Source organism: Streptomyces sp. NBC_00989, from assembly GCF_045162655.1.
Lineage (GTDB): Bacteria > Actinomycetota > Actinomycetes > Streptomycetales > Streptomycetaceae > Streptomyces.
Map to the genome: position 1 here is coordinate 9,159,654 of NZ_CP108728.1, position 20,875 is coordinate 9,180,528.

Annotated in this window: 22 protein-coding genes and 6 tRNA genes; 19 read left to right on the forward strand and 9 right to left on the reverse strand. The window is 69.6% G+C overall.

All coding sequences use genetic code 11. The annotated features are described in order from the left end of the window. Positions 1–4: 4 nt before the first annotated feature. The 3 genes from cobA (at position 5) to OG714_RS41155 (ending at position 2,524) form a co-directional block, all read left to right on the forward strand. Positions 5–1,237: a uroporphyrinogen-III C-methyltransferase gene (gene cobA, locus OG714_RS41145; protein WP_406128798.1), complete on the forward strand. Its 1,233-nt coding sequence runs from the start codon at positions 5–7 to the stop codon at positions 1,235–1,237. Positions 1,238–1,301: 64 nt separating this feature from the next. Beyond that, complete coding sequence (locus tag OG714_RS41150) at positions 1,302–2,120, forward strand: RNA methyltransferase (RefSeq protein WP_019059837.1); 819 nt, start codon at positions 1,302–1,304, stop codon at positions 2,118–2,120. 8 nt (positions 2,121–2,128) lie between these two features. Continuing rightward, a complete protein-coding gene (locus OG714_RS41155; protein ID WP_406128800.1) occupies positions 2,129–2,524 on the forward strand; it encodes an NUDIX domain-containing protein in 396 nt (131 codons plus the stop codon). Positions 2,525–2,797: 273 nt separating this feature from the next. Here OG714_RS41155 and OG714_RS41160 read toward each other — a convergent pair whose 3' ends face one another. Then, a complete protein-coding gene (locus tag OG714_RS41160) occupies positions 2,798–4,153 on the reverse strand; it encodes a protein kinase domain-containing protein (RefSeq protein WP_406128802.1) in 1,356 nt (451 codons plus the stop codon). 196 nt (positions 4,154–4,349) lie between these two features. Between OG714_RS41160 and OG714_RS41165 the strand changes: the two genes are divergently transcribed. The 4 genes from OG714_RS41165 (at position 4,350) to OG714_RS41180 (ending at position 6,835) form a co-directional block, all read left to right on the forward strand. Continuing rightward, positions 4,350–4,625, forward strand: a complete 276-nt coding sequence (locus OG714_RS41165) for a hypothetical protein (RefSeq protein WP_406128804.1) — start codon at positions 4,350–4,352, stop codon at positions 4,623–4,625. A gap of 212 nt (positions 4,626–4,837) precedes the next feature. Next, positions 4,838–5,047 (forward strand): hypothetical protein, encoded by a 210-nt coding sequence (locus tag OG714_RS41170; protein WP_317888187.1) that lies wholly within the window; start codon positions 4,838–4,840, stop codon positions 5,045–5,047. A 469-nt stretch (positions 5,048–5,516) separates the two neighbouring features. Then, complete coding sequence (locus tag OG714_RS41175) at positions 5,517–6,455, forward strand: phosphotransferase family protein (RefSeq protein WP_406128806.1); 939 nt, start codon at positions 5,517–5,519, stop codon at positions 6,453–6,455. An 80-nt stretch (positions 6,456–6,535) separates the two neighbouring features. Then, positions 6,536–6,835 carry a zf-TFIIB domain-containing protein gene (locus OG714_RS41180; protein ID WP_019059831.1) on the forward strand — a complete coding sequence of 100 codons (300 nt, stop codon included), beginning with the start codon at positions 6,536–6,538 and terminating at the stop codon, positions 6,833–6,835. 62 nt (positions 6,836–6,897) lie between these two features. Here the strand turns inward: OG714_RS41180 and OG714_RS41185 are convergent. From OG714_RS41185 to OG714_RS41205, 5 genes are all read right to left on the reverse strand, one after another. Beyond that, positions 6,898–6,969 (reverse strand) — tRNA-Val (locus OG714_RS41185). A gap of 34 nt (positions 6,970–7,003) precedes the next feature. Beyond that, a tRNA-Val gene (locus tag OG714_RS41190) sits at positions 7,004–7,075 on the reverse strand. A 19-nt stretch (positions 7,076–7,094) separates the two neighbouring features. After that, positions 7,095–7,166, reverse strand: a tRNA-Val gene (locus OG714_RS41195). 1 nt (position 7,167) lies between these two features. Further along, positions 7,168–7,241, reverse strand: a tRNA-Cys gene (locus OG714_RS41200). Positions 7,242–7,281: 40 nt separating this feature from the next. Then, positions 7,282–7,354, reverse strand: a tRNA-Gly gene (locus OG714_RS41205). Between the two features lie 179 nt (positions 7,355–7,533). On the opposite strand from OG714_RS41205, the gene OG714_RS41210 reads away from it, so the two are divergent. Genes OG714_RS41210 through OG714_RS41220 form a run of 3 tightly spaced genes read left to right on the forward strand, consistent with a single transcriptional unit; the run spans position 7,534 to position 10,273 of the window. Next, positions 7,534–8,577: a chorismate-binding protein gene (locus OG714_RS41210; protein WP_406128807.1), complete on the forward strand. Its 1,044-nt coding sequence runs from the start codon at positions 7,534–7,536 to the stop codon at positions 8,575–8,577. Continuing rightward, the gene (locus tag OG714_RS41215; protein ID WP_406128809.1) at positions 8,574–9,395 is read left to right on the forward strand and encodes an aminotransferase class IV; all 822 of its coding nucleotides are present in this window, start codon (positions 8,574–8,576) and stop codon (positions 9,393–9,395) included. Before OG714_RS41210 ends, OG714_RS41215 begins: the two co-directional genes overlap by 4 nt. 53 nt (positions 9,396–9,448) lie before the next feature. Next, entirely contained in the window at positions 9,449–10,273 is an 825-nt protein-coding gene (locus OG714_RS41220; protein ID WP_406128811.1) for a GNAT family N-acetyltransferase, read from the forward strand. A gap of 15 nt (positions 10,274–10,288) precedes the next feature. Here the strand turns inward: OG714_RS41220 and OG714_RS41225 are convergent, their stop codons facing one another. Next, on the reverse strand, positions 10,289–10,804 hold the full coding sequence (locus tag OG714_RS41225) for a DsbA family protein (protein WP_406128813.1): 516 nt from the start codon (positions 10,802–10,804) through the stop codon (positions 10,289–10,291). Positions 10,805–11,032: 228 nt separating this feature from the next. Between OG714_RS41225 and OG714_RS41230 the strand changes: the two genes are divergently transcribed. Next, positions 11,033–11,476: a hypothetical protein gene (locus OG714_RS41230; RefSeq protein WP_406128815.1), complete on the forward strand. Its 444-nt coding sequence runs from the start codon at positions 11,033–11,035 to the stop codon at positions 11,474–11,476. A gap of 169 nt (positions 11,477–11,645) precedes the next feature. Beyond that, positions 11,646–11,798, forward strand: a complete 153-nt coding sequence (locus tag OG714_RS41235) for a hypothetical protein (RefSeq protein WP_019059824.1) — start codon at positions 11,646–11,648, stop codon at positions 11,796–11,798. 83 nt (positions 11,799–11,881) lie between these two features. Here the strand turns inward: OG714_RS41235 and OG714_RS41240 are convergent, their stop codons facing one another. Then, positions 11,882–12,442 (reverse strand): CGNR zinc finger domain-containing protein, encoded by a 561-nt coding sequence (locus OG714_RS41240; RefSeq protein WP_033282237.1) that lies wholly within the window; start codon positions 12,440–12,442, stop codon positions 11,882–11,884. 274 nt (positions 12,443–12,716) lie between these two features. Further along, positions 12,717–13,130, reverse strand: a complete 414-nt coding sequence (locus OG714_RS41245; RefSeq protein ID WP_004002642.1) for an SsgA family sporulation/cell division regulator — start codon at positions 13,128–13,130, stop codon at positions 12,717–12,719. A gap of 191 nt (positions 13,131–13,321) precedes the next feature. Between OG714_RS41245 and OG714_RS41250 the strand changes: the two genes are divergently transcribed. From OG714_RS41250 to OG714_RS41280, 7 genes are all read left to right on the forward strand, one after another. Further along, positions 13,322–13,786 carry a TIGR02611 family protein gene (locus OG714_RS41250; protein ID WP_406128818.1) on the forward strand — a complete coding sequence of 155 codons (465 nt, stop codon included), beginning with the start codon at positions 13,322–13,324 and terminating at the stop codon, positions 13,784–13,786. A gap of 78 nt (positions 13,787–13,864) precedes the next feature. Further along, positions 13,865–13,936: transfer RNA gene (locus OG714_RS41255), tRNA-Val, on the forward strand. 345 nt (positions 13,937–14,281) lie between these two features. Continuing rightward, positions 14,282–15,568, forward strand: a complete 1,287-nt coding sequence (locus OG714_RS41260; RefSeq protein WP_406128819.1) for an ABC transporter substrate-binding protein — start codon at positions 14,282–14,284, stop codon at positions 15,566–15,568. Then, complete coding sequence (locus OG714_RS41265) at positions 15,568–16,536, forward strand: carbohydrate ABC transporter permease (RefSeq protein ID WP_406128821.1); 969 nt, start codon at positions 15,568–15,570, stop codon at positions 16,534–16,536. Before OG714_RS41260 ends, OG714_RS41265 begins: the two co-directional genes overlap by 1 nt. 20 nt (positions 16,537–16,556) lie before the next feature. Further along, positions 16,557–17,432: a carbohydrate ABC transporter permease gene (locus OG714_RS41270; protein WP_266870227.1), complete on the forward strand. Its 876-nt coding sequence runs from the start codon at positions 16,557–16,559 to the stop codon at positions 17,430–17,432. Positions 17,433–17,436: 4 nt separating this feature from the next. Beyond that, on the forward strand, positions 17,437–18,027 hold the full coding sequence (locus tag OG714_RS41275; protein WP_406128823.1) for a hypothetical protein: 591 nt from the start codon (positions 17,437–17,439) through the stop codon (positions 18,025–18,027). Between the two features lie 110 nt (positions 18,028–18,137). Next, positions 18,138–20,873, forward strand: coding sequence for a Tat pathway signal sequence domain protein (locus OG714_RS41280; protein ID WP_406128824.1), 2,736 nt, complete (start codon positions 18,138–18,140; stop codon positions 20,871–20,873). Positions 20,874–20,875: the final 2 nt, after the last annotated feature.

Genomic DNA, 20,875 nt, shown 5'->3' on the forward strand with positions numbered 1-20,875 from the left:
CCTCATGGCCGAAAACCCCGCCTACCCCGTAGGCCTCCGCCTCACCGGCCGCAGGGTCGTCGTCCTCGGCGGCGGCCAGGTCGCCCAGCGCCGCCTCCCCGCGCTGATCGCGGCGGGCGCGGACATCACGCTCGTGTCCCCCCAGGCGACCCCCTCCGTGGAGGCGATGGCGGACGCGGGCGAGATCACCTGGGAGCGCCGCCCGTACGCGGACGGCGACCTGGCGAACGCCTGGTACGCCCTGATCGCCACCACGGACCCGGAAGCGAACAACCGGGCCTCCACCGAGGCGGAGGCGAACCGCGTCTGGTGCGTCCGCTCGGACGACGCGGACCAGGCCACCGCATGGACCCCGGCGACGGGCCACAGCGAGGGCGTGACGGTCGCCGTACTCACCACGAACGCGCGCGGCCGCGACCCCCGCCACACCGCCGCCATCCGCGACGCGGTCGTCGAGGGCCTGCGCGACGGCACCCTCGTCGCACCCCACCACCGCACCCGCACCGCGGGCGTCGCCCTCGTCGGCGGCGGCCCCGGCGACCCGGACCTGATCACGGTCCGCGGCCGCCGCCTCCTCGCCGAGGCCGACGTAGTCATCGCCGACCGCCTCGGCCCCCGCGACCTCCTCGCCGAACTCCCCCCGCACGTCGAGGTGATCGACGCGGCGAAGATCCCCTACGGCCGTTACATGGCCCAGGAGGCCATCAACAACGCCCTGATCGAACACGCCAAGCAGGGCAAGTCCGTGGTCCGCCTCAAGGGCGGCGACCCCTTCGTCTACGGCCGTGGCATGGAGGAGGTCCAGGCGCTCGCCGAGGCCGGCATCCCGTGCACGGTCGTGCCCGGCATCTCCAGTTCGATCTCGGTACCGGGAGCGGCCGGTATCCCGGTCACCCACAGGGGTGTCGCACACGAGTTCACGGTGGTCAGCGGTCATGTCGCCCCTGACGACGAACGCTCCCTGGTCGACTGGGCATCCCTCGCCAAGCTCACCGGCACGCTGGTTGTCCTGATGGGCGTGGACAAGATCGGGAAGATCGCCGAGACCCTGATCGCGCACGGCAAGCCGGCGGACACCCCCGTCGCCCTGATCCAGGAGGGCACGACGGCCGCCCAGCGCCGGGTGGACGCAACGCTCGCGACGGTCGGCGAGACGGCACGCGCCGAGGACGTGAAACCGCCGTCGGTGATCGTCATCGGCGAGGTCGTCACCGTAGGCCCGAAGGCCCTCACGTAACCCCGGGTAACACAACCCGTTCCCAGCCGTTGGCACCGCACCCAGGACAAGGCAGTATCACCCTGTGGCCGATCTCATCACCGTTGAGGATCCCGACGACCCGCGCCTGCGTGATTACACGGGCCTGACCGACGTAGAGCTGCGCCGCAAGCGCGAACCGGCCGAGGGCCTGTTCATCGCCGAGGGCGAGAAGGTCATCAGACGGGCCAAGGACGCGGGCTACGAGATGCGTTCGATGCTGCTGTCCGCGAAGTGGGTCGACGTCATGCGGGACGTCATCGACGAACTCCCGGCCCCCGTCTACGCGGTGAGCCCGGAGTTGGCCGAGCGCGTCACGGGCTACCACGTCCACCGAGGCGCACTCGCCTCCATGCAACGCAAACCGCTCCCCACGGCGGACGAACTCCTCCAGACCACCCGTAGGGTCGTCGTCATGGAGTCGGTCAACGACCACACCAACATCGGCGCGATCTTCCGCTCGGCGGCGGCACTGGGCATGGACGCGGTCCTGTTGTCCCCCGACTGCGCGGACCCCCTCTACCGCCGCAGCGTGAAGGTCTCGATGGGCGCGGTCTTCTCGGTCCCGTACGCCCGCCTGGACAGCTGGCCCAAGGGCCTGGAGTCGGTCCGCGAGGCAGGCTTCACGCTCCTCGCACTCACCCCGGACGAGAAGGCGAAGAGCCTGGACGAGGCGGCCCCGCACCGCATGGACCGGGTAGCCCTGATGCTGGGCGCCGAGGGCGACGGCCTGTCGACCCAGGCCCTGGTGGCCGCCGACGAATGGGTCCGCATCCCCATGGCCCACGGCGTCGACTCCCTCAACGTGGGCGCCGCGGCCGCGGTCGCCTTCTACGCGGTGGCCACCGGCCGCCCCGAACTCTAGGAGCCCGCTTGGCCCAGCGTGAGGCGATCGTCGCCGTCCTCCGTCGAGCGGACCGCGTCCTGGTCATCCGCCGCGGCCCCGACTCGGCCCGCTCCGGCTACTGGGCCCCGCTCAGCGGCAAACTGGAACCCGGGGAGACCCAGGAGGAAGCCCTGGTCAGAGAGGTCCACGAGGAGGTGGGCCTCACGGTCTCCCCCCTCTCCAAGGTCTGGCAGTCCGAGACCGACGACGGCACCTTCCGCCTCCACTGGTGGACCGCCACGGAAACAGGCAACGGCACGATCGTGCCCGACCCGGGCGAGGTCTCCGAGGTCCGCTGGGTCACCCCGGCGGAGTTCCTGACGATGACCCCACTCTTCGACGCGGACCGGGAGTTCTTCGAACAGGTGCTGCCGGGTTTGTAGGCAACACGCTTGCGCCTCCGGGGAGATGGGGGCTCACGATCCAACTCAGGCTGGCTATTTCTAGCCCGTCCGGTACCTCTCAACACGGGCTGGCACCATCCAGCCCGTCCGGGGTCCACTTTTCAGCGCCGGCCGCATTATTCAGCCTGTCCGGCGTTTGAGGACGAGGCCGTTCAGGCTGATCGGGGGGCTAGGGGGCGGAGCCCCCAGGCGGGATGGAAGGGGCGGCAGCCCCTGGGGATGGGACGGGTAGGGCCGGCGGGGGCGAAACCACTAGGCGCCGCCCACCACCCCATACCGCTGCCCGTCCGGAACCGAACCGTCCGCCCCCACAACACTCCCGTGCCCCGTACGCCCAAGCCCATGAGCCGGCCCCGAACACCCCTGAGCCACCGCGATCCCCAGCGCGACCAGCAGCGTCACCACCACGAACACGAACAACCGCTGCCGCAGCAACCGAGGATTCGCGGGCCGCCGCCCGGTCCCCGTGGTCCGCGGCCCAGGCCGCCCGGCACCACTACGAGGCGCAGGACGACTCCCACTACCGGACCGCGTGGTGTTACGCCCCGACGGAGTGGGCCGGGGAGAACCAGGCCGGGACGGCACGCCACCCCCACGCGAGGGACTACCACCACCCCGGGACGACGGCGCGGCACCACGAGGCGCCGGCGTCCCCGGAGGACTCTGCGGACGTCGCTGACTCTGGGTCCGCTGCTGCTCGGGATAGCTGTCGGTGAGCCGCCCAGTAGGCCGATCCGCCTCCGCGGCACGCGGCCCGGGCGGCCGCACATCAGCCATGCCCTGAGCCTCGCGGGCGGCGATCTCCTTGAGCCGCAAGGACAGTTGGAGCGTGCTGGGCCGCTCCTCGGGGTCCTTCGCGAGACACGCGCGGACGAGCGGCGCGAGCGCGTCCGGCACCCCGTTCAGCTGCGCCTCCTCGTGCACCACGCGGTACAGCATGACCTCGGAACTACCGTGCCCGAAGGGCGAGTCGGAGGTCGAGGCGTAAGCGAGCGTGGCCCCGAGCGAGAACACATCCGTCGCCGGGGTCACGGCCGCCCCCCGAACCTGCTCGGGCGCGAGGAACCCGGGCGAGCCAACCGCCGTACCGACATGCGTGAGCGTCGACGCACCGGTCGCCCAGGCGATACCGAAGTCGATGATCCGCGGACCCTTGGGGGAGAGGAGGATGTTCGACGGCTTGAGGTCCCGGTGGACGACCCCGGCCTCATGCACCGCGACGAGCCCCTCGGACAGGGCGGCCCCGATGGCGGCGACCTCGGCGGCACCGAGCGCCCCCTCGTCGGCGACCTTGTCGTGCAGAGACGGCCCGGGCACGTACTGAGTGGCGAACCACGGCCGGTCAGCCTCAAGATCCGCCGCGACAAGCCGGGCGGTGCACCCGCCACGAATCCGCCGCGCGGCCGAGACCTCGCGCGCGAACCGCGAACGGAACTCCTGGTCCTCCGCCAGATCCGGCCGGATGACCTTCAGCGCGACCCGCTGCCCCTTGCGGTCGGAGCCCAGATAGACGACACCCATTCCGCCCGCGCCGAGCCGTCTGTGAAGCCTGAACGAGCCGACGACGCGCGGGTCCTCGCGCCTCAGGCGCATCATCGCCATGTTCATCCCCGCTGCCCGGTCCGTGTGACGAGCGACAGCTTACGTTTCCACGGGCGCCCGCGCGCAAAGGCCGCGCCCTCTCGTACCGACGGATTGTCAGTGCCGGGTGGGAAACTTGAAGGGTGGTCAGAGGCCGTGCGAACAGCAGGACTTCGTACTGGCCACAACCCCAACCAACCATCACAGAAGGGGGATTGAGCGCGTGAAGGGTGATCGCGTCGAGATAGTGGTGGACGCCGGCGACACAACACGTACATACGAGGTAGTGGCGAGCAGGGCGGGCCGTCGGGTGGAGACGGCGGTGCGCGGAGGGGTGGTGGAAGTGAGCGAAGTCACCCGCAGCGGCTCCGTCGTCCGCACCGCCCGCTTCATGGCGACCAGGGTCCTCGCCCTGGTCGAGCAGCCGGTCCCGCGCGAGGACAGCTCAGAGAAAGCGGGGCACACCGGACTCCCCCTCCGGGAAGACCCCGAGACGTAGGACCCGGTCTCCACCCAGGGGAGTACTCCGCAGGTCATCGCTCATCCTCCGGGAGGCCCGCCAATCGGTACGAGGGCATGACGACCCGCACCCGCCGCACGCCTAGATTTGAGGTCAAGCGGCGGGTGCAGCACTCGTCCCCCGAGGTCAGACACCCGCCGCTGCCAACGACAACTGAGTTCGGTCAACGGAGCACGGTCAGGAGAGGGACCATGGCCCATACGGCACCGCGGGCATTGATCCGCGAAGAGGGACGCAAGGCCTACAACGCGGCCTTCCACACCCGCCGCACGGGCCGTCGCCACCCATTGGTGGCGACCTTGATGGCACTTCCCCTGGCGGTCCTGCTCCTGGTCGTCTTCGACGGCTGGGAGACCGTGGCCACACAGGCGTCGTCCGTGGGAGTGATGCTGGGGCGCTGAGCGGCGACCCCAGGCCCGGAAGAGCGGTCCGGGCGGGGACATCAACCCATGAAACCCCGTGGGGACGGGGGTGCGGCGGACGGCAAAAAAAGCCGGCGCAGCTGGGGAGCTGCGCCGGCTTTGCTTTGCCCTTGGGCTTTTGAGCGCAGGGGATTTCTTTGGCGCAGGCCGGCACCATCCAGCCCGTCTGGCGTTCCCTTTTCAGCGCAGGCCGGCAAATTCAGCCCGTCCGGCGTTTGAGGACGAGGCCGTTCAGGCCGAAGAGGGTCTGGGGGCGGAGCCCCCGGGCGGGGTCGAAGGGGCGGCAGCCCCTGGAGGATGGGAAGGGTAGGGGCGGCGGGGGCGAAAACCCCTCGGCCCACCACCCGCACAGGCCGCCCGAACCCGCCGTAGAACCCCCACCACCCCACCACGACGTACGCTCGCGACGAACCGAACCAACCCCCACCGCCCGCCCCCAGGAAGCGCGATGCCCCGCACCCCCTTGCTCTCCGACCTCACCGCCCGAGCCAGGACCACGGCCCACGCGCGCAGAACCCCCTGCCCCTGCGGAGCGACCACCACCCTCACCGACCGCCCGGACGGCACGGTCGTCCGCCACGAAGGCACCGTCGCGAAGGCCCACGCCCCGCACACGAACCCCACCGACCTCACCGCCCGCCTCACCACGGCCGGCCACCTCCCCGGCATCCTCCTGCCCCCGCTCGACCCAGCGCCCCTCCACCTGCACGACCGCCTGGTGACCTGCTGGCCGTACGGCACCCCCGTGGACCCGGACGACCCGGACGCGGCCCCCTGGGAGGCGGCGGCCACCCTCCTCGCTCGTCTCCACCGCACCCCCGCCCCCACCCCGCTCCCACCCATGCGAGGCCCCCTCAAGGCGGTCCGCGCGATCACCAGGCTCCGCGAGGCCGGCCCCCACCCCGCCGCCGCCCCCGTCCTGCACGCCTGGACGCTCCTCCCCGCCTGGGCCCGCGCCGAGGCCCCCCAGCCGGACACCACCACTCTCTGCCACGGCGACCTGCACCTCGGCCAACTCGTCCGCCACCCGGCCCCCGACGGCCCGTGGCTGCTGATCGACGTCGACGACCTGGGCGTAGGGGTCCCCGGGTGGGACCTGGCGCGGCCCGCCGCCTGGTATGCCTGCGGGCTGCTCCCGCCCGACGAGTGGACCCGCTTCCTGACCGCGTACCGCGCGGCGGCCGGCCCGGCTGTCCCCGAGACCGGCGACCCCTGGCCCGCCCTGGACGTCCCGGCCCGCGCCCTCACCGTGCAGACCGCGGCCCTCGCCGTCGTCAAGGCGGCCCGGGCGAACCGTCCGCTCGACGAGGTGGAGCTGGCCGTCGTGGACGCGTGTGACCGAATGGGTTCCGTCCCGCCCGAGTTGACGCCCGGATTCGCGAAGTAGGCTGCAACCGACCGGGGTCGGACGGAGTCTGTCCTGGGGAAACACGAAGAAGTACCAACGGGCGAGGAGTTGAGCCGAGCATGCAGTGTCCGAAGTGTCACGCGCAGATGCAGACGTACAACCGCAACGGTGTCCAGATCGAGCAGTGCAGCAACTGCCGCGGGATCTTTCTCGACTACGGCGAGCTCGAGGCGCTGACCCGCGTGGAGTCCCAGTGGCAGCAGCCCGCCCCGCCGCCCCCGGGCCCGCAGGCCTACCCGGCCCCGCCCGCGCCCGCCTGGGGCGCCCCGCACGGCGGCGGTCACGGCGGTGGCCACTACGGCGGTCACGGCGGCCACCACCGCCACAAGAGCTTCGGCCACATGCTGTTCTCCAGCTGACCGGTACGCACCGGCACACGAAGAAGCCCCCGGACGCGGTGAGCGCCGGGGGCTTCGGTGTGTGGACGATACTGGGATTGAACCAGTGACCTCTTCCGTGTCAGGGAAGCGCTCTCCCGCTGAGCTAATCGTCCTCGGGACCACGATCCGAAGATCATGGGCGGTGCGTGCGCGATACTGGGATTGAACCAGTGACCTCTTCCGTGTCAGGGAAGCGCTCTCCCGCTGAGCTAATCGCGCGGGGATCCTTGCGGACCAGTGGACGATACTGGGATTGAACCAGTGACCTCTTCCGTGTCAGGGAAGCGCTCTCCCGCTGAGCTAATCGTCCTTGGAGGTGGAGACGGGATTTGAACCCGTGTAGACGGCTTTGCAGGCCGTTGCCTCGCCTCTCGGCCACTCCACCAGGAGTGCGGGGGGTCGGGAAGATCCCCCACTTTCCTGCGAGCGGACGACCAGGTTCGAACTGGCGACCTCAACCTTGGCAAGGTTGCGCTCTACCAACTGAGCTACGTCCGCTTGTCGTTTCCACTCCGCTTGCGCGGCGCGGCGACGAGTTGAACTCTAGCGGATTCCGGGGCCAGCACAAAAACGCGTTTGTGCAGCGTGCTGGCCTGCGACTACGGGAACACATGGTCAGGGCACCCGCGGGGACATGGCCGGGCAACCTGTGAGACACCCGCCATAGACTCGACGGCGTGTTCCGCCTCGCCCCTCTCGCCCGTTTCGGCGGCCGTGTCGCCACCGGCCTCCTCGATGTCACCAGCGATCCCGCGGCCCTGGACTCCCACGGCTTCTGGGCGGTCGCGGCCGACTTCGAGGGCCGTCTGACCTGCGCGCGCTTCCGCGACGTACGACACGAACCGGTCCCGGCACCCGTCCCCGGCGCCTGGCACGCCCCCGCGGCCGAGGCCTGGACCACCTCCCTCGACCGCGCCGCCTACACCGCCGGCGTCCGCCGCATCAGGGAGCACATCGCGGCCGGCGAGGTCTACCAGGCCAACCTGTGCCGCGTCCTGTCCGCGCCCGTCGCCCCCGACGCGGACGTCGACGCCCTCACCGCCCTGCTCGCGCGCGGCAACCCGGCGCCGTACGCAGGAACGATCCGCTTGCCCGATCACGGCGTCGAGACAGCCACCGCCTCTCCCGAACTCTTCCTGCGCCGCACCGGCCGTGTCGTCGAGTCGGGCCCGATCAAGGGCACCGGGCGGACCGAGGCGGACCTGCTGGAGAAGGACTTCGCCGAGAACGTGATGATCGTGGACCTGGTCCGCAACGACCTCGGCCGCGTGTGCGCCACCGGGACGGTGACCGTGCCGGACCTGTGCGTCGTGGAGAAGCATCCGGGTCTGGTCCACCTCGTGTCGACGGTACGGGGTGAACTGCCCGTCGCCGCCGGCTGGCCGGAGCTGCTGGCCGCCGCCTTTCCGCCCGGGAGTGTCACCGGAGCCCCCAAGTCCAGTGCCCTGCGCATCATCGACGCCCTGGAGACCGCGCCGCGCGGCCCGTACTGCGGGGGCATCGGCTGGGTCGACGCGGACCGGGGGACCGGCGAACTGGCCGTCGGCATCCGCACGTTCTGGATCGACCGAGCCGACGGCATGCTGCGCTTCGGCACCGGCGCGGGCATCACCTGGGGCTCTGACCCCGACGGGGAGTGGCGGGAGACCGAGCTGAAGGCGTCACGGCTGCTCGCGATAGCGTCGGGCGCGTACGAGGTGAGCGGAGGGGCTCTTTCATGAAGATCTGGCTCGACGGCGGGTTGCACGACATCGAGTCCGCCCGTGTCTCCGTCTTCGACCACGGACTGACCGTGGGCGACGGCATTTTCGAGACGGTGAAGACGACGGACGGAAAGACGTTCGCGCTGACCCGCCATCTCGACCGGCTGACCCGCTCCGCGCGCGGCCTCGGGCTGCCCGACCCGGACCTGGACGAGGTCCGCCGCGGCTGCGCGGCCGTCCTCGACGCCAACCCGATGCCGCTCGGCCGGCTCCGCATCACGTACACCGGCGGCCACGGCCCGCTCGGCTCCGACCGCGGCGAGCACGGCCCGACCCTCGTGGTCGCCCTCGGCGAGGCGAACCGCCGCCCCGACTCCACGGCCGCCGTCACGGTCCCCTGGACCCGGAACGAACGCGGCGCCCTCGCCGGCCTCAAGACGACCTCCTACGCCGAGAACGTCGTCGCCCTCGCCCGCGCGCACCAACACGGCGCCTCCGAGGCCCTGTTCGCCAACACGGTCGGCCAACTCTGCGAAGGCACGGGGTCGAACGTCTTCGTCGTCCTGGACGGCGAGATCCACACCCCGCCGGTCGCCTCCGGCTGTCTCGCCGGCATCACCCGCGCGCTGACCGTCGAATGGACCGGCGCCAGGGAGACCGATCTGCCGCTGGACGTCCTGGAGCGCGCCGACGAGGTCTTCCTGACGTCGTCGCTGCGGGACGTACAGGCCGTGCACCTGGTCGACGAGCGTCAACTCCCGGGCGTGGCAGGGCCGGTGACGGCCAAGGCCATGCGTGTGTTCGACGAGCGGTCGGGCGACGACCTTGATCCATAAAAGCCTCATTTAATGGGCTGACCTGGTGCTCCGGGTCGGGTAGAACACAGTTGATGACCACGACCCTGCGGCCGACCGAGCCGCTTCAGCGCGAGGCCGACGGGACGCGTTCACGCCGCTACCAGGTGTGTGTGAACAGCCGTCCCGTCGGTGCGATACACCTCGGCACGAGTCCGCTCTTCGGCGACTCGGTGGCCCAGATCCTCGACCTTCGTATCGACGAGCAGGACGGCCGGCGCGGCCGGGGCACCGTGGCCGCGCTCGCCGCCGAGGAGGTGGCGCGCGGCTGGGGCTGCGAGCGGATCGAGGCGTCCGTTCCCGCGGAGGCGGAGGCGGCGCTCAAGATGGCGACCAACCTCGGATACGTCGTTCGCAACCGCCACATGGAGAAGCCCCTCGGCGACTCCGCGCCCGAACTGCCCGCGGGGAGCCGGGGGAGGCCCATGACGCGGGAGGAGTTCGACCCCTGGCTCGAGCTCGGCACGGAGGACTTCATCAAGGGCTGGACCGAGCGCGGTGTCCCCGAGGCCGAGGCCCGGACCAGGGCGCTGGAGGGCAACGCCGTCCTGCTGCCCGCCGGAATGGACACCGCGGGGATGCTCTTCAGCGTCCTGGAGCACGAGGGGATCGCGGTGGGCACACTCTGGGCGGGCCCGCGTGACGGCAAGGCCTTCGTCTACGACGTCGAGGCAGACGCACGCCATCGGGGCAAGGGTCACGGCCGCACCCTGATGCTCCTGGCCGAGGCGCAGGGCATCGCGGCCGGTCTGCCGACGATTCGCCTGAACGTCTTCTCGGGCAACACCCCGGCCGAGCGGCTCTACGAGTCACTCGGCTACGAGACGGTCACCTACCACCTGTACAAGAGCCTGCTCTGACGCCTGCGCCGAGGCTCACTCGCCCCCGGCGAGCAACCGGTCGGCGATCTCCTCGATGCGGGCGCGGAGCCCTTCCTGGCTCTTGCCGCCGTCGAGCAGTTCGTCGCCGATGACGTACGTCGGGGTGCCGGTCACGCCGATGGCCTTGCCCTCGGCCTGGTCGGCGTCGACGATCAGGATGTGCCGGCCGTCGATCAGGGCGGTGTCGAACTCCTCGGCGTCCAGACCGAGTTCGCCGGCCACCTCGACCAGGAAGGGTTCTCCCCTACGGTCCAGCTCCGCGACCCGGCCGAGCACGGCCTCGACGTAGTCCCAGCCCCGCCCCTGCTCCACGGCCTCCTCGGCGGCCTGCGCGGCGGCGAAGGCGTGCTTGTGCTTCTCCAGCGGGAAGTGCCGCAGCCGTACCTCCAGCCGGTCGCCGTAGCGGGCCCGCAGGGCGCGTACATCGTCCAGGGCGGTGTCGCAGTCCGGGCACTGGAGCTCGCACCAGACGTCGAGGACGGGGGTGCGCACGGAGGGGAGGTCACTCATGGGACCAGTCTCCCAGCCCCGGCCGCGCCGCCCCAACCGGGACCACGGGCCGCGTCCGTACTACGCCGACCGGCACCTGGGGAGGATGCGACCCGGAGATGTCCCTGATGTCCGACCGGGGCATGGCCTCCCGGGGACCGGACGGTGCAGGATGGAAGGGACGAAGTGCACGCCCGAGCTGAACCTGCCCGATCGAAGCCTGCCCGACCGATCTGCCTGGAGGACCGGATGATTGCCGAGACCGTCTGTTCCGCCGTCTCCGCGGCAGGCCTGGGCATCGCGGCGGTCACGGCGTACCGCAAGCGTTTTCTCTCCGCCGCCCGCATCGCCGCGTATTCGCTGGTGCCGGTCGGCCTGGTGATGACCGGGGTCGTCGGCTGGGCGGCCGACACCGCGTTCAGTCCTACGGCCTGGGCGGGTTTCGCGGTGCTGGGCGGTGCCTGGCTGCTCTTCATGGGCACCCGCGCGGTGGAGCGCCGCCGTGGCGGCACCCGAAAGGAGCGCAGGGCGGCCCGGGGCTCCTCGCAGGCCGACGCGGTGGCTCCGGCGGCCTCCGCACCCTCCCTGGGCCCGTCCACCCGTCCCGCGACCCGGCCTGCTGCCGCGCCCCGCGCGAAGAGCGGGGACGACTTCAGCGACATCGAGGCCATCCTGAAGAAGCACGGCATATGACGGCCGGACCGGACCGGGACTGAAACGACACAGAGTGAGCCAGGTCCGCCGGTAAGCGTTCAGGAGTCGTCGCGACTCGAAACAGACATCACGGAATTCGGCGAACTCCCTCTCATAACGGGCGTGTTGATCGCGCCGGGGGTCTCCGCTGCGTCATCATCGCGGCGAGATGCTGGACACGACACAGAGCGACGCCGCGCCGCCGAAGGACGAGCCGCGCGGGTGCCTTTTCGCCCTTTCCCAGCCACCGCTGATGATCTTCCTAGCGGTGATCGGGTGTCTGCTGCTCATGGCCTCGCTGCACGACCTGCTGATGCTGTGAGCCGTACTCGTGGTCCCCGACGTCACCCGCCGGGGGCCACGAACTCATCGATTCCTCCGAGCCGGGCCGGGCTGTGCTGTGCGTCAGCCCGCCGCTTCCTTGCGCCGCGCCCGGTACGCGGCCACGTGCAGCCTGTTCCCGCAGGTCCGGCTGTCGCAGTACCTGCGGGAGCGGTTCCGGGAGAGGTCGACGAAGGCGCGTCGGCAGTCGGGGGCCTCGCAGCGGCGCAGCCGCTCCTGCTCGCCGGCCACCACGAAGAACGCGAGCGCCATCCCGCAGTCGGCGGCGAGATGGTCGGCGACCGAGGCGCCCGGCGCGAAGTAGTGCACATGCCAGTCGTAGCCGTCGTGGTCCGTGAGCCGGGGTGTGGTGCCCGCCGCGGCGACCAGGTCGTTGATCAGCCCGGCGGCGGTCCGGGGATCCGGGGCCGAGAAGACCGCGGTGAACCGGCCGCGGATCTTGCGCACGGCGGAGAGGTCGAACTCCGACAGCACCCCGACATCGCTGATCTCGTGGTTTCGTACGAAATCCGCGAGCAGCGCGACATCCTGCAGTCCGTCCGGCGCCGCGGCGTCCTCCGGTGCGGTGTTCACCAGATCGACCACGGTGTCGAGGGCACACCGGGTGTCGTGGGTGATCAGCACGTTTCGCTCCCTGGCCTGGGGGTCGGGCGGGCGCCCGCCGATGCTGGCCGATGGTAGTGGCTTCCCGGAGGGCCGCCCCCTGTCTCTAGGAACGGGACGGCGCCCCGCGCGGTTCCCCGGATCACGGAGAGTCGCGCGAGCGGGCTCCACGCACACCGGCGCCGCCCCCGCGACGAATCGCGGCGACGGCGCCGGTGTGTGCCCTATTCGGTTGTCCAGGCCCGAGCCGTCTCCCCGAGTTCGGACGGCGCCGGGTGGCTTGATCGGGACCTCGCTAGCTCTCCGCCAGGATGTGCGACAGCTCCTGATCCAGGTCGAAGTGCCGGTGCTCCGTGCCAGGTGGCACGGCGGCGTCCGTCCGCTTCAGGAAGGACTCCAGGGCCCGCGCGGGAGCCTCCAGCAGGGCTTCGCCCTCGGGAGAGCTCAGTGCGATGCAGACGACGCCCTGACCGTGACTACGGGATGGCCAGACTCGGACGTCGCCGGTACCGGTGGGCCGATGGAGGCCCTCCGCGAGAAGGTCGCGGGCGAACACCCACTCGACGGTCTCCTCGGCTCCGGTGTGGAAGGTGGCGTGCACGGCGTAGGGGTCGGCCGTGTCGTACCGCAGGCCTGCGGGGACAGGCAGGGACGACTCGCTCGACACAACGAGGCGCAGGTGCAGCTCGCAGCTGACCGTGGTGTTCATAAGCGCCAGGGCCTTTCGCTCAGTGTGCGCTCGGGGATTCGCACGTCGGCGAAATCGACATGCCACCTACGGTGCCGTTGTAAACCCCTCTGAGTGTTTTGCGTGCCTTTACGTAACTCTTCCGGCCGAGAGCTCGATCGCTCCGCGGGGCCATTCCGGTGACTGGTTTCCCTCGGGTAGGGTTTGTCCGTATGAATACGGGGAGTGACGAGCCGGGTGAGGTTGTCGTGGCGCCGGACGAGGCGGCCGACGAGGCGCGAGCGGACGGGGCGCAGGGCGGGCAAGGGCTCGGTTCCAAGGCGCCGGAATTCATCAAGGCACGCCGTGCGCTGCATGTGAGCTGGCAGGTCGGCGTCTTCGTCATCGGCCTCGCGGTCGTGGCCGCCGGCATCGTCATGCTGCCGCTGCCGGGACCCGGCTGGGTCGTGATCTTCGGCGGCATGGCGATCTGGGCGACCGAGTTCGTCTGGGCCCAGCTCGTGCTCCGCTGGACGAAACGCAAGGTCACCGAGGCGGCACAGCGTGCGCTCGACCCCGAGGTGCGCCGCCGCAACATCATCCTGACCTCGGTCGGCCTGGTGATCGTCATCGCCCTTGGGGGCGTCTACGTCTGGAAGTTCGGCGTCGTGATGCCCTGGAAGATCAAGGACCAGTGACCCGCTGACAGCCTCCGGGTGCCTTTCCGCGCTGGTCGGAGGCACCCGCTGACATGGGGTAATGTTCTCCGTGCGCCCGGGCGATTAGCTCAGTGGGAGAGCGCTTCGTTCACACCGAAGAGGTCACTGGTTCGAACCCAGTATCGCCCACCCGGACCGACGGCCCGCCTGTGATCACACAGGCGGGCCGTCGTCGTTCACGCGTCGGCAGCGTGGGGCCAACTCCTCATCGCCCAGGCGTTTTTCGGCCGCTCGGCGCCCGGGTGTGGCAGGCCGCTTCCTGTTCGGCCGACCGGTCACGCGCGCCTCACCTGCGGTGTCCGTCCCGTCGCTCCGAAAACGCGCCCGGCGGCGCCGTCGTGGCGCTCAGCCGGGTCACAAGAAAATCCTGTCCGAATCATTGACGCACCCCGAGGGCCTCCGTACCTTGTGCCAGCAAGCGCTTACTTGAAACGATTCATGCAGGTGGCAACGACGCTACGGGGAGGGCCCATCATGGGAACCCGCACGAATGTTGAGAGGCGTACGGTCCTGAAGGCCGCCGGGGTCTCGGCGGCGACGCTGGGGTTGGCCGCGACGGGATGCGGCGGGAACGACGGGACGTCCGCGGACGGGACGGTGACGATCCGTTACTCGTGGTGGGGTGCCGAGGAGCGGGCGAAAAAGATCAATCAGTCGATCGCGCTCTTCGAGAAGAAGTATCCGAAGATCAAGGTGAAGACGGACTTTCAGGACTATCCCTCTTTCTGGGAGAAGTTCCAGACGCAGGCCGCGGGCGGAAATCCACCGGACGTATTCCAGAACGCTGTCGGATTTCTTCGGAAGTACGACAAGAGAGGCGTCCTGCTCGATCTCACATCACAGATCGACGCGGGGAATCTGAGCCTGGATCACTTCCGCGCGGGCGTCGTGAAGGTAGGCCAGGTCGACGGCAAGCAGCTCGGTGTTCCGGTCGGTTCGAACACCATGGCGCTGGTCATCGACAAGAAGGTCTACGCGAAGGCGGGCGTCGACCCCACGGCGGGCTGGACCTGGGACGAGTACTTCAAGGCCCTCAAGACGATCCACGACAAGACCGAAGTCCCCGGGGACACGGGCTACTTCAGCATCATGTACCTGTACGACCTCTACCTCCGGCAGAACGGCAAGGCGTTCTTCACCAAGGACGGGCTCGGTTTCCAGGAGTCGGATCTGACGGAGTGGTGGACGGACGGGTACGGCCGGGTGAAGGCCGGGATCGTCACCTCCCCGAAGGTCGTCGCCCAGGACACCCCCAAGTCCTCGCTCTCGGCCGGTCACGGCGCTTCGGAATTCACCTGGGACAACTTCACCGTCCGCTACACGGCGGAGGGCACCAGCGACTACGGCCTCGCGCCGATCCCCACCACCGACGGCAAGGACACCGGCCAGTACCTCGCGTCCCTGATGCTCAGCGGCTCCGCACGGACCAAGCACCCGAAGCAGGTCGCCCAGTTCATCAATTTCATGGTCCACGACCCCGCGGTCGGCAAGATCATGGGCTACGACCGGGGCATCCTGGCGACCACCGACCAGTACGACGCGTTCAAGCCGACCGACACGGTCCAGAAGGAGATCGCCCAGTACGAGGTGGACACCGCCAAGGCCGGTGTCCTCGGGACGATCACCCCGCACCCGTCCGGCGCCGACACCGCCGAGTCCGCCTTCCTCCGCATCGGCGGGGACATGGCGCTGGGCAAGACCAAGGTCGCCGACGCGGTGAAGCAGTTCTTCTCCGAGGCGCAGGCCGCCTTCTCCGCCTGATGGGAACCGCCGTGACGCTCGTCGACGACGCTCCGCCCGACACCCGGCAGCCCCGCTCCGCGCCCCCCGCCGCCAAGAAGCGGCGGGGGCGCCGCGAGAACCTCGCCGGCTACCTCTTCATGTCCCCGTGGATCGCCGGCTTCCTGCTGCTGACCGCCGGCCCCATGGTCGCCTCGCTCTACTTCGCGTTCACCGACTACAACCTCTTCGACAGCCCGAAGTGGATCGGCTTCGACAACTTCACCCGGATGTTCGACGACCCGCGGTGGCAGAAGTCGGTCGAGGTGACGGCGAAATACGTCGTCATCGGCACCCCGCTGAAACTGCTCCTCGCGCTCGGCGTCGCCATGCTGCTCGCGCAGAGCCGCCGGGGCCAGGCCCTGTACCGGGCCGCCTTCTACGCCCCCTCGCTCATCGGCGCGAGCGTCTCGATCGGCTTCGTCTGGCGGACGCTGTTCTCCGACGGCGCCGTGGTGGACCGTACGCAGTCCCTCTTCGGTTCCCATGTCGGCGGCTGGGTCGGCGACCCCGACTGGATCCTCTACTCCCTGGTCGCGCTCACCGTGTGGCAGTTCGGCGCGCCGATGGTCATCTTCCTCGCCGGGCTCAAGCAGGTACCGAGGGAGCTGTACGAAGCGGCCGCGATGGACGGGGCCGGGCCCTTCCGCCGGTTCTGGAACATCACGCTGCCGATGATCTCCCCGGTGCTGTTCTTCAACGTGCTCCTGGAGACCATCCACTCCTTCCAGATCTTCGGCTCCGCGTACGTCGTCTCCAACTCCCAGTGCGGACCGGCCGACGCCACGCTCGTCTACACCTGCTACCTCTACCAACAGGGCTTCAAGAACGCCCAGATGGGCTTCGCGTCGGCGATGGCCTGGATGCTGCTGCTCGCCGTGGCGCTCGTGACGGCCGTCCTCTTCTGGTCGCAGAAGAAGTGGGTGCACTACGAGGAGGACGCGCGATGAGTCACTCGATGAGGCGCCCGATGAGTGTCACCACCGCCACGAAGTCCCCGGGGCTGGGCCGCAGGCGCACCGGCTCGCTCGTCTGGCACGTCGGGGCGCTGGCCGTCCTCGCCGTCGTCCTCTACCCGGTCGTCTGGGTGATCGGCGCCTCGTTCAAGCCGAGCAAGGACGTCATCAACAGCCTGCAACTGTTCCCCGGGCACCCGATCCTCGCCAACTTCAAGGGCCTGGCCAAGGGCATCGCCGACATCTCGATCTGGACCTTCTTCCAGAACTCCCTCTTCTACGCACTCGGTTCGGTCGTCGGCATCCTCATCTCCTGCTCCCTTACGGCCTACGCCTTCGCCCGCATCCGGTTCGCCGGCCGCAACCTGCTCTTCTCCCTCATGATCGGCACGCTCCTGCTGCCTTACCACGTGCTGCTGATCCCGCAGTACGTGATGTTCCAGAAGCTCCAACTGGTCAACACCTACGTCCCGTTGCTGCTCGGCAAGTACCTGGCGACCGAGGCCTTCTTCGTCTTCCTCATGGTGCAGTTCATGCGCAACCTGCCGAAGGAACTGGACGAGGCCGCCCGGCTCGACGGCTGCGGACACCTGCGCATCTACTGGTCGATCGTGCTGCCGCTGTGCCGGCCCGCGCTCATCACCAGCGCGATCTTCACCTTCATCAACGCCTGGAACGACTTCATGGGCCCGCTGATCTACCTCAACGAGCCCGGGAAATACACGGTTTCGCTGGGCCTGATGATGTTCCGCGACTCAGACGGCGTGGCCGCGAACTACGGCGGCATGATCGCCATGTCCCTCGTCGCGCTGCTGCCGGTGCTGCTGTTCTTCCTCGCCTTCCAGCGGTACCTGATCGACGGTATGGCGACCTCCGGACTGAAGGGCTGAGACGGTGGCCGAAGCACGCGTGAAGGCACGCAGGGAGTCGGTCTTCGCCGAGCGGTTCGGCGTGTTCGCCGAATGTCTGCTCACCGGGGTGTGGATCGCCGTCGCGTCGGCGGGAATTGTCACCTATCCCGCCGCATTCGCCGCCGGAGCACGGCACTTGAGGCGCCGTACCGGTCATGTGGGCGGTGGCTGGCGGGAGTTCGTCGCGGACTTCCGGGCGGCAATGCGCGGCGGGTGGGTCGTCGGGCTCGCGGGGTGGGGTGCCGGGGCCGCCGTATGGGTGGATGTGCAGGCCGTGCGCGCCGGGCTGCCGGGAGGCCAACTCGTAGGTGCCGTCGGCGTCTTCGCGTTGCTCGGGACCGCCGTCGCCGGGATGCGTGCGGCGGCGGTGTGGGCGCCGGGGGACACCTGGCGGGCACTGCTCGCCGAGGCCGGTCGCCGTACGGTGCTCGACCCGGCCGGTTCCTTCCTGCTCGTCGGCGGGCTGGTCCTCGTCGGCTGTTCCGCCCTGCTCATCGCGCCGTTGGCGGTCCCCGTGCTGGGGGCCGTCGCCGCCGCGGCCGTCGCCGTGGAGGAGCGGTACCGGCACCGCTGACGGGCGGTGTCCTCGCACCAGGTCGGCGCGTTCCCGGCGCCGTACCTCTATCTGTCATGCCCCTGACCAGACGGACTTGAAGAAAGCTTCCCGCACGGAAAGGACAGGTCATGTCTCCCATTCCTCGCAGGTCCCTGCTCAAGGCGGCCGCCGTCGCCGGAGCCGCCGCGCAGTTCAGCTGGGCGCTGGGCGCGAAGGACGCCCAGGCCGCGCCCGGAGCCGCGGCGGCCGACGACGATCCGGTGATCCTCGACTGGCTGGAGGACGGCGGTCTGGGCGCCGCACCCGGCTCGACGGTCGGTGTGCCGTGGCCGATGGGCACCTATCAGGAGGACCAGACCTTCGGGCTGACGGACGCCGAGGGTACGGCCGTGCCCGTGCAGTCCTGGCCGATCGCCTACTGGCCCGACGGCTCCCTCAAGTGGACGGCCCACGCGGTCAGTTCGGGCTCCGGCAAGCTCACCCTCACCGCAGGGGACACGGCCGCCCCCGACAAGAAGGTCACCGTCGACAGGAGCGGCGGCACCATCGACGTCTCGACCGGGGTCATCACCGCGAAGATCGGCAAGAACGGTTCCACCCTCATCAAGTCGGTCTCGCGCGGCTCGACGGAGATCGCCAAGAACGGCCGGCTCGTCCTCATCCGCCAGCCCGAGATCGAGGACGAGGATCAGGGCGCGGTGAAGACCGAGCGCTTCGACGGCGTGATCGGCGAGGTCACCGTAGAGCAGGACGGCCCGGTCCGCGCCGTCGTGCGCATCGACGGCAAACACCGTAAGGGCGGCCGGAGTTGGCTGCCGTTCTCGATCCGCCTCTACTTCTACGCGGGCGCCGACTCCTTCCGCATGGTGCACACGATCACCTTCGACGGCACGGTGGAACCGGGCAAGGCGAGCGGCGACTTCATCCGCGGGCTCGGCGTCCGCTTCACCGTGCCGATGCGGGACGCGGCCTACGACCGCCACATCCGCATCGGTGGCGAGGGAACCGGCGTGCTGCGCGAGGCGGTTCAGGGCATCACGGGACTTCGCCGCGACCCGGGCGCGACCGTCCAGGCGGCCCAGTACGCGGGCCGGAAACTGGCCGATCCCTCCACCTGGGACCAGCGCGTCACGAGCCGCCTCCAGTACATCCCCAAGTGGGGCGACTACACCCTCTCCCAGCTCTCCGCCGACGGCTTCACGCTCCGCAAGCGCACCACGAAGGGCTACGGCTGGATCCCCGCCGGCGGTGGCGGACACGCCTCCGGATTCGGGTACGTCGGCGGGGCGAGCGGCGGATTCTCCTTCGGGCTGCGGGACTTCTGGGAGAAGTTCCCGGCACAGCTCGACATCCGCGACGCCCACACCGACGAGGCCGAGGTCACCCTCTGGCTCTGGTCGCCCGAGGCCCAGCCGATGGACCTGCGCTTCTACCACGAAGGCATGGGCCAGGACACCTACGCCAAGCAGCTCGAAGGTTTGGAGATCACCTACGAGGACTACGAACCCGAGTTCGGCACCCCGTACGGCATCGCCCGCACCTCCGAACTCCTCTTCTGGGTCAACGAGTTCACTCCGACACCCGAGACCCTCGCCCAACAGGTCGCAGCGGTACGGGTGTTGCCCCAACTGGCCGCCCCGCCCCAGCAGTTGATCAAGTCCAAGGTCTTCGGACCCGGCCTCTACTCCGAGCCCGACCGCTCCACCACCGCCAAGGCGAAGATCGAGGACCACCTCGACTTCCTCTTCACCTATTACAAGGACCAGGTGGCGCAACGCCGTTGGTACGGCTTCTGGGACTACGGCGACTTCATGCACTCCTACGACACCGTGCGCCACCAGTGGCGGTACGACATCGGCGGCTACGCCTGGGACAACTCGGAGCTGTCGCCGGACATCTGGCTCTGGTTCGCGTACATCCGCTCGGGCCGCTCGGACATCTTCCGCTTCGCCGAGGCACTCACCCGGCACACCGGCGAGGTCGACGTCTACCACCTCGGCGAGTGGGCCGGCCTGGGCACCCGGCACGGTATCCAGCACTACGCCGACAGCGCCAAGCAGCAGCGCATCGCCAACACGACCTACCGGCGCTACTACTACTTCCTCACCGCTGATGAACGCGTCGGCGACCTCATGGCCGCCAACGTCGACTCCGACGAGACGTTCCTCGTCCTCGACCCCATCCGCAAGATCCGCACAGCGCCGTACACCCCCGACCGGCACGCCCTGTCGATCGGATTCGGCACGGACTGGAGCGGGTTGGTGTCGGCGTGGCTCACCGAGTGGGAGCGCAGGGGCCCCAAGTGGGAGAAGGCCAAGGCGCGCGTCCTGTCGACCATGGAGACAATCGCCGCCCAGCCCAACGGATTTGTGCAGGGGAGCGGGCTGTACGACCTCGACACCGGCAAGTTCGCCGTCGCCTCCGCGCCGGTGGTCTCCGTCTCGCATCTCTCGGCCGTCTTCGGCCTCAACGAGCTGTGCGCGGAGCTCATCTACCTCGTCGACATTCCCAAGTTCAAGGAGGTGTACATGGATTACTGCCGCTACTTCAACGCCTCCAAGACGGAACAGGCGGCACGCTACGGCTCCAACTTCGGCACCCTGCTGCTCTTCCAGGGCCATTCACGCCTCGACGCCTACGCCGCCGTACAACTCGACGACGCGACACTCGCCAAGCGGGCGTGGACGAAGTTCTACGGTTCCGACGGCTACATGGAGTCGTCCCCGTGGAAGACCGAGCCGCTGACCGGACCGGTGACGCTGGTCCCGGGCAGCGAGGCCGCGTGGGTGTCCTCGAACGACACCGCGCTGTACGGCCTCGCCGCCATCGAGAACCTGGCACTGCTCGGCGACAAGATGCCCTAATA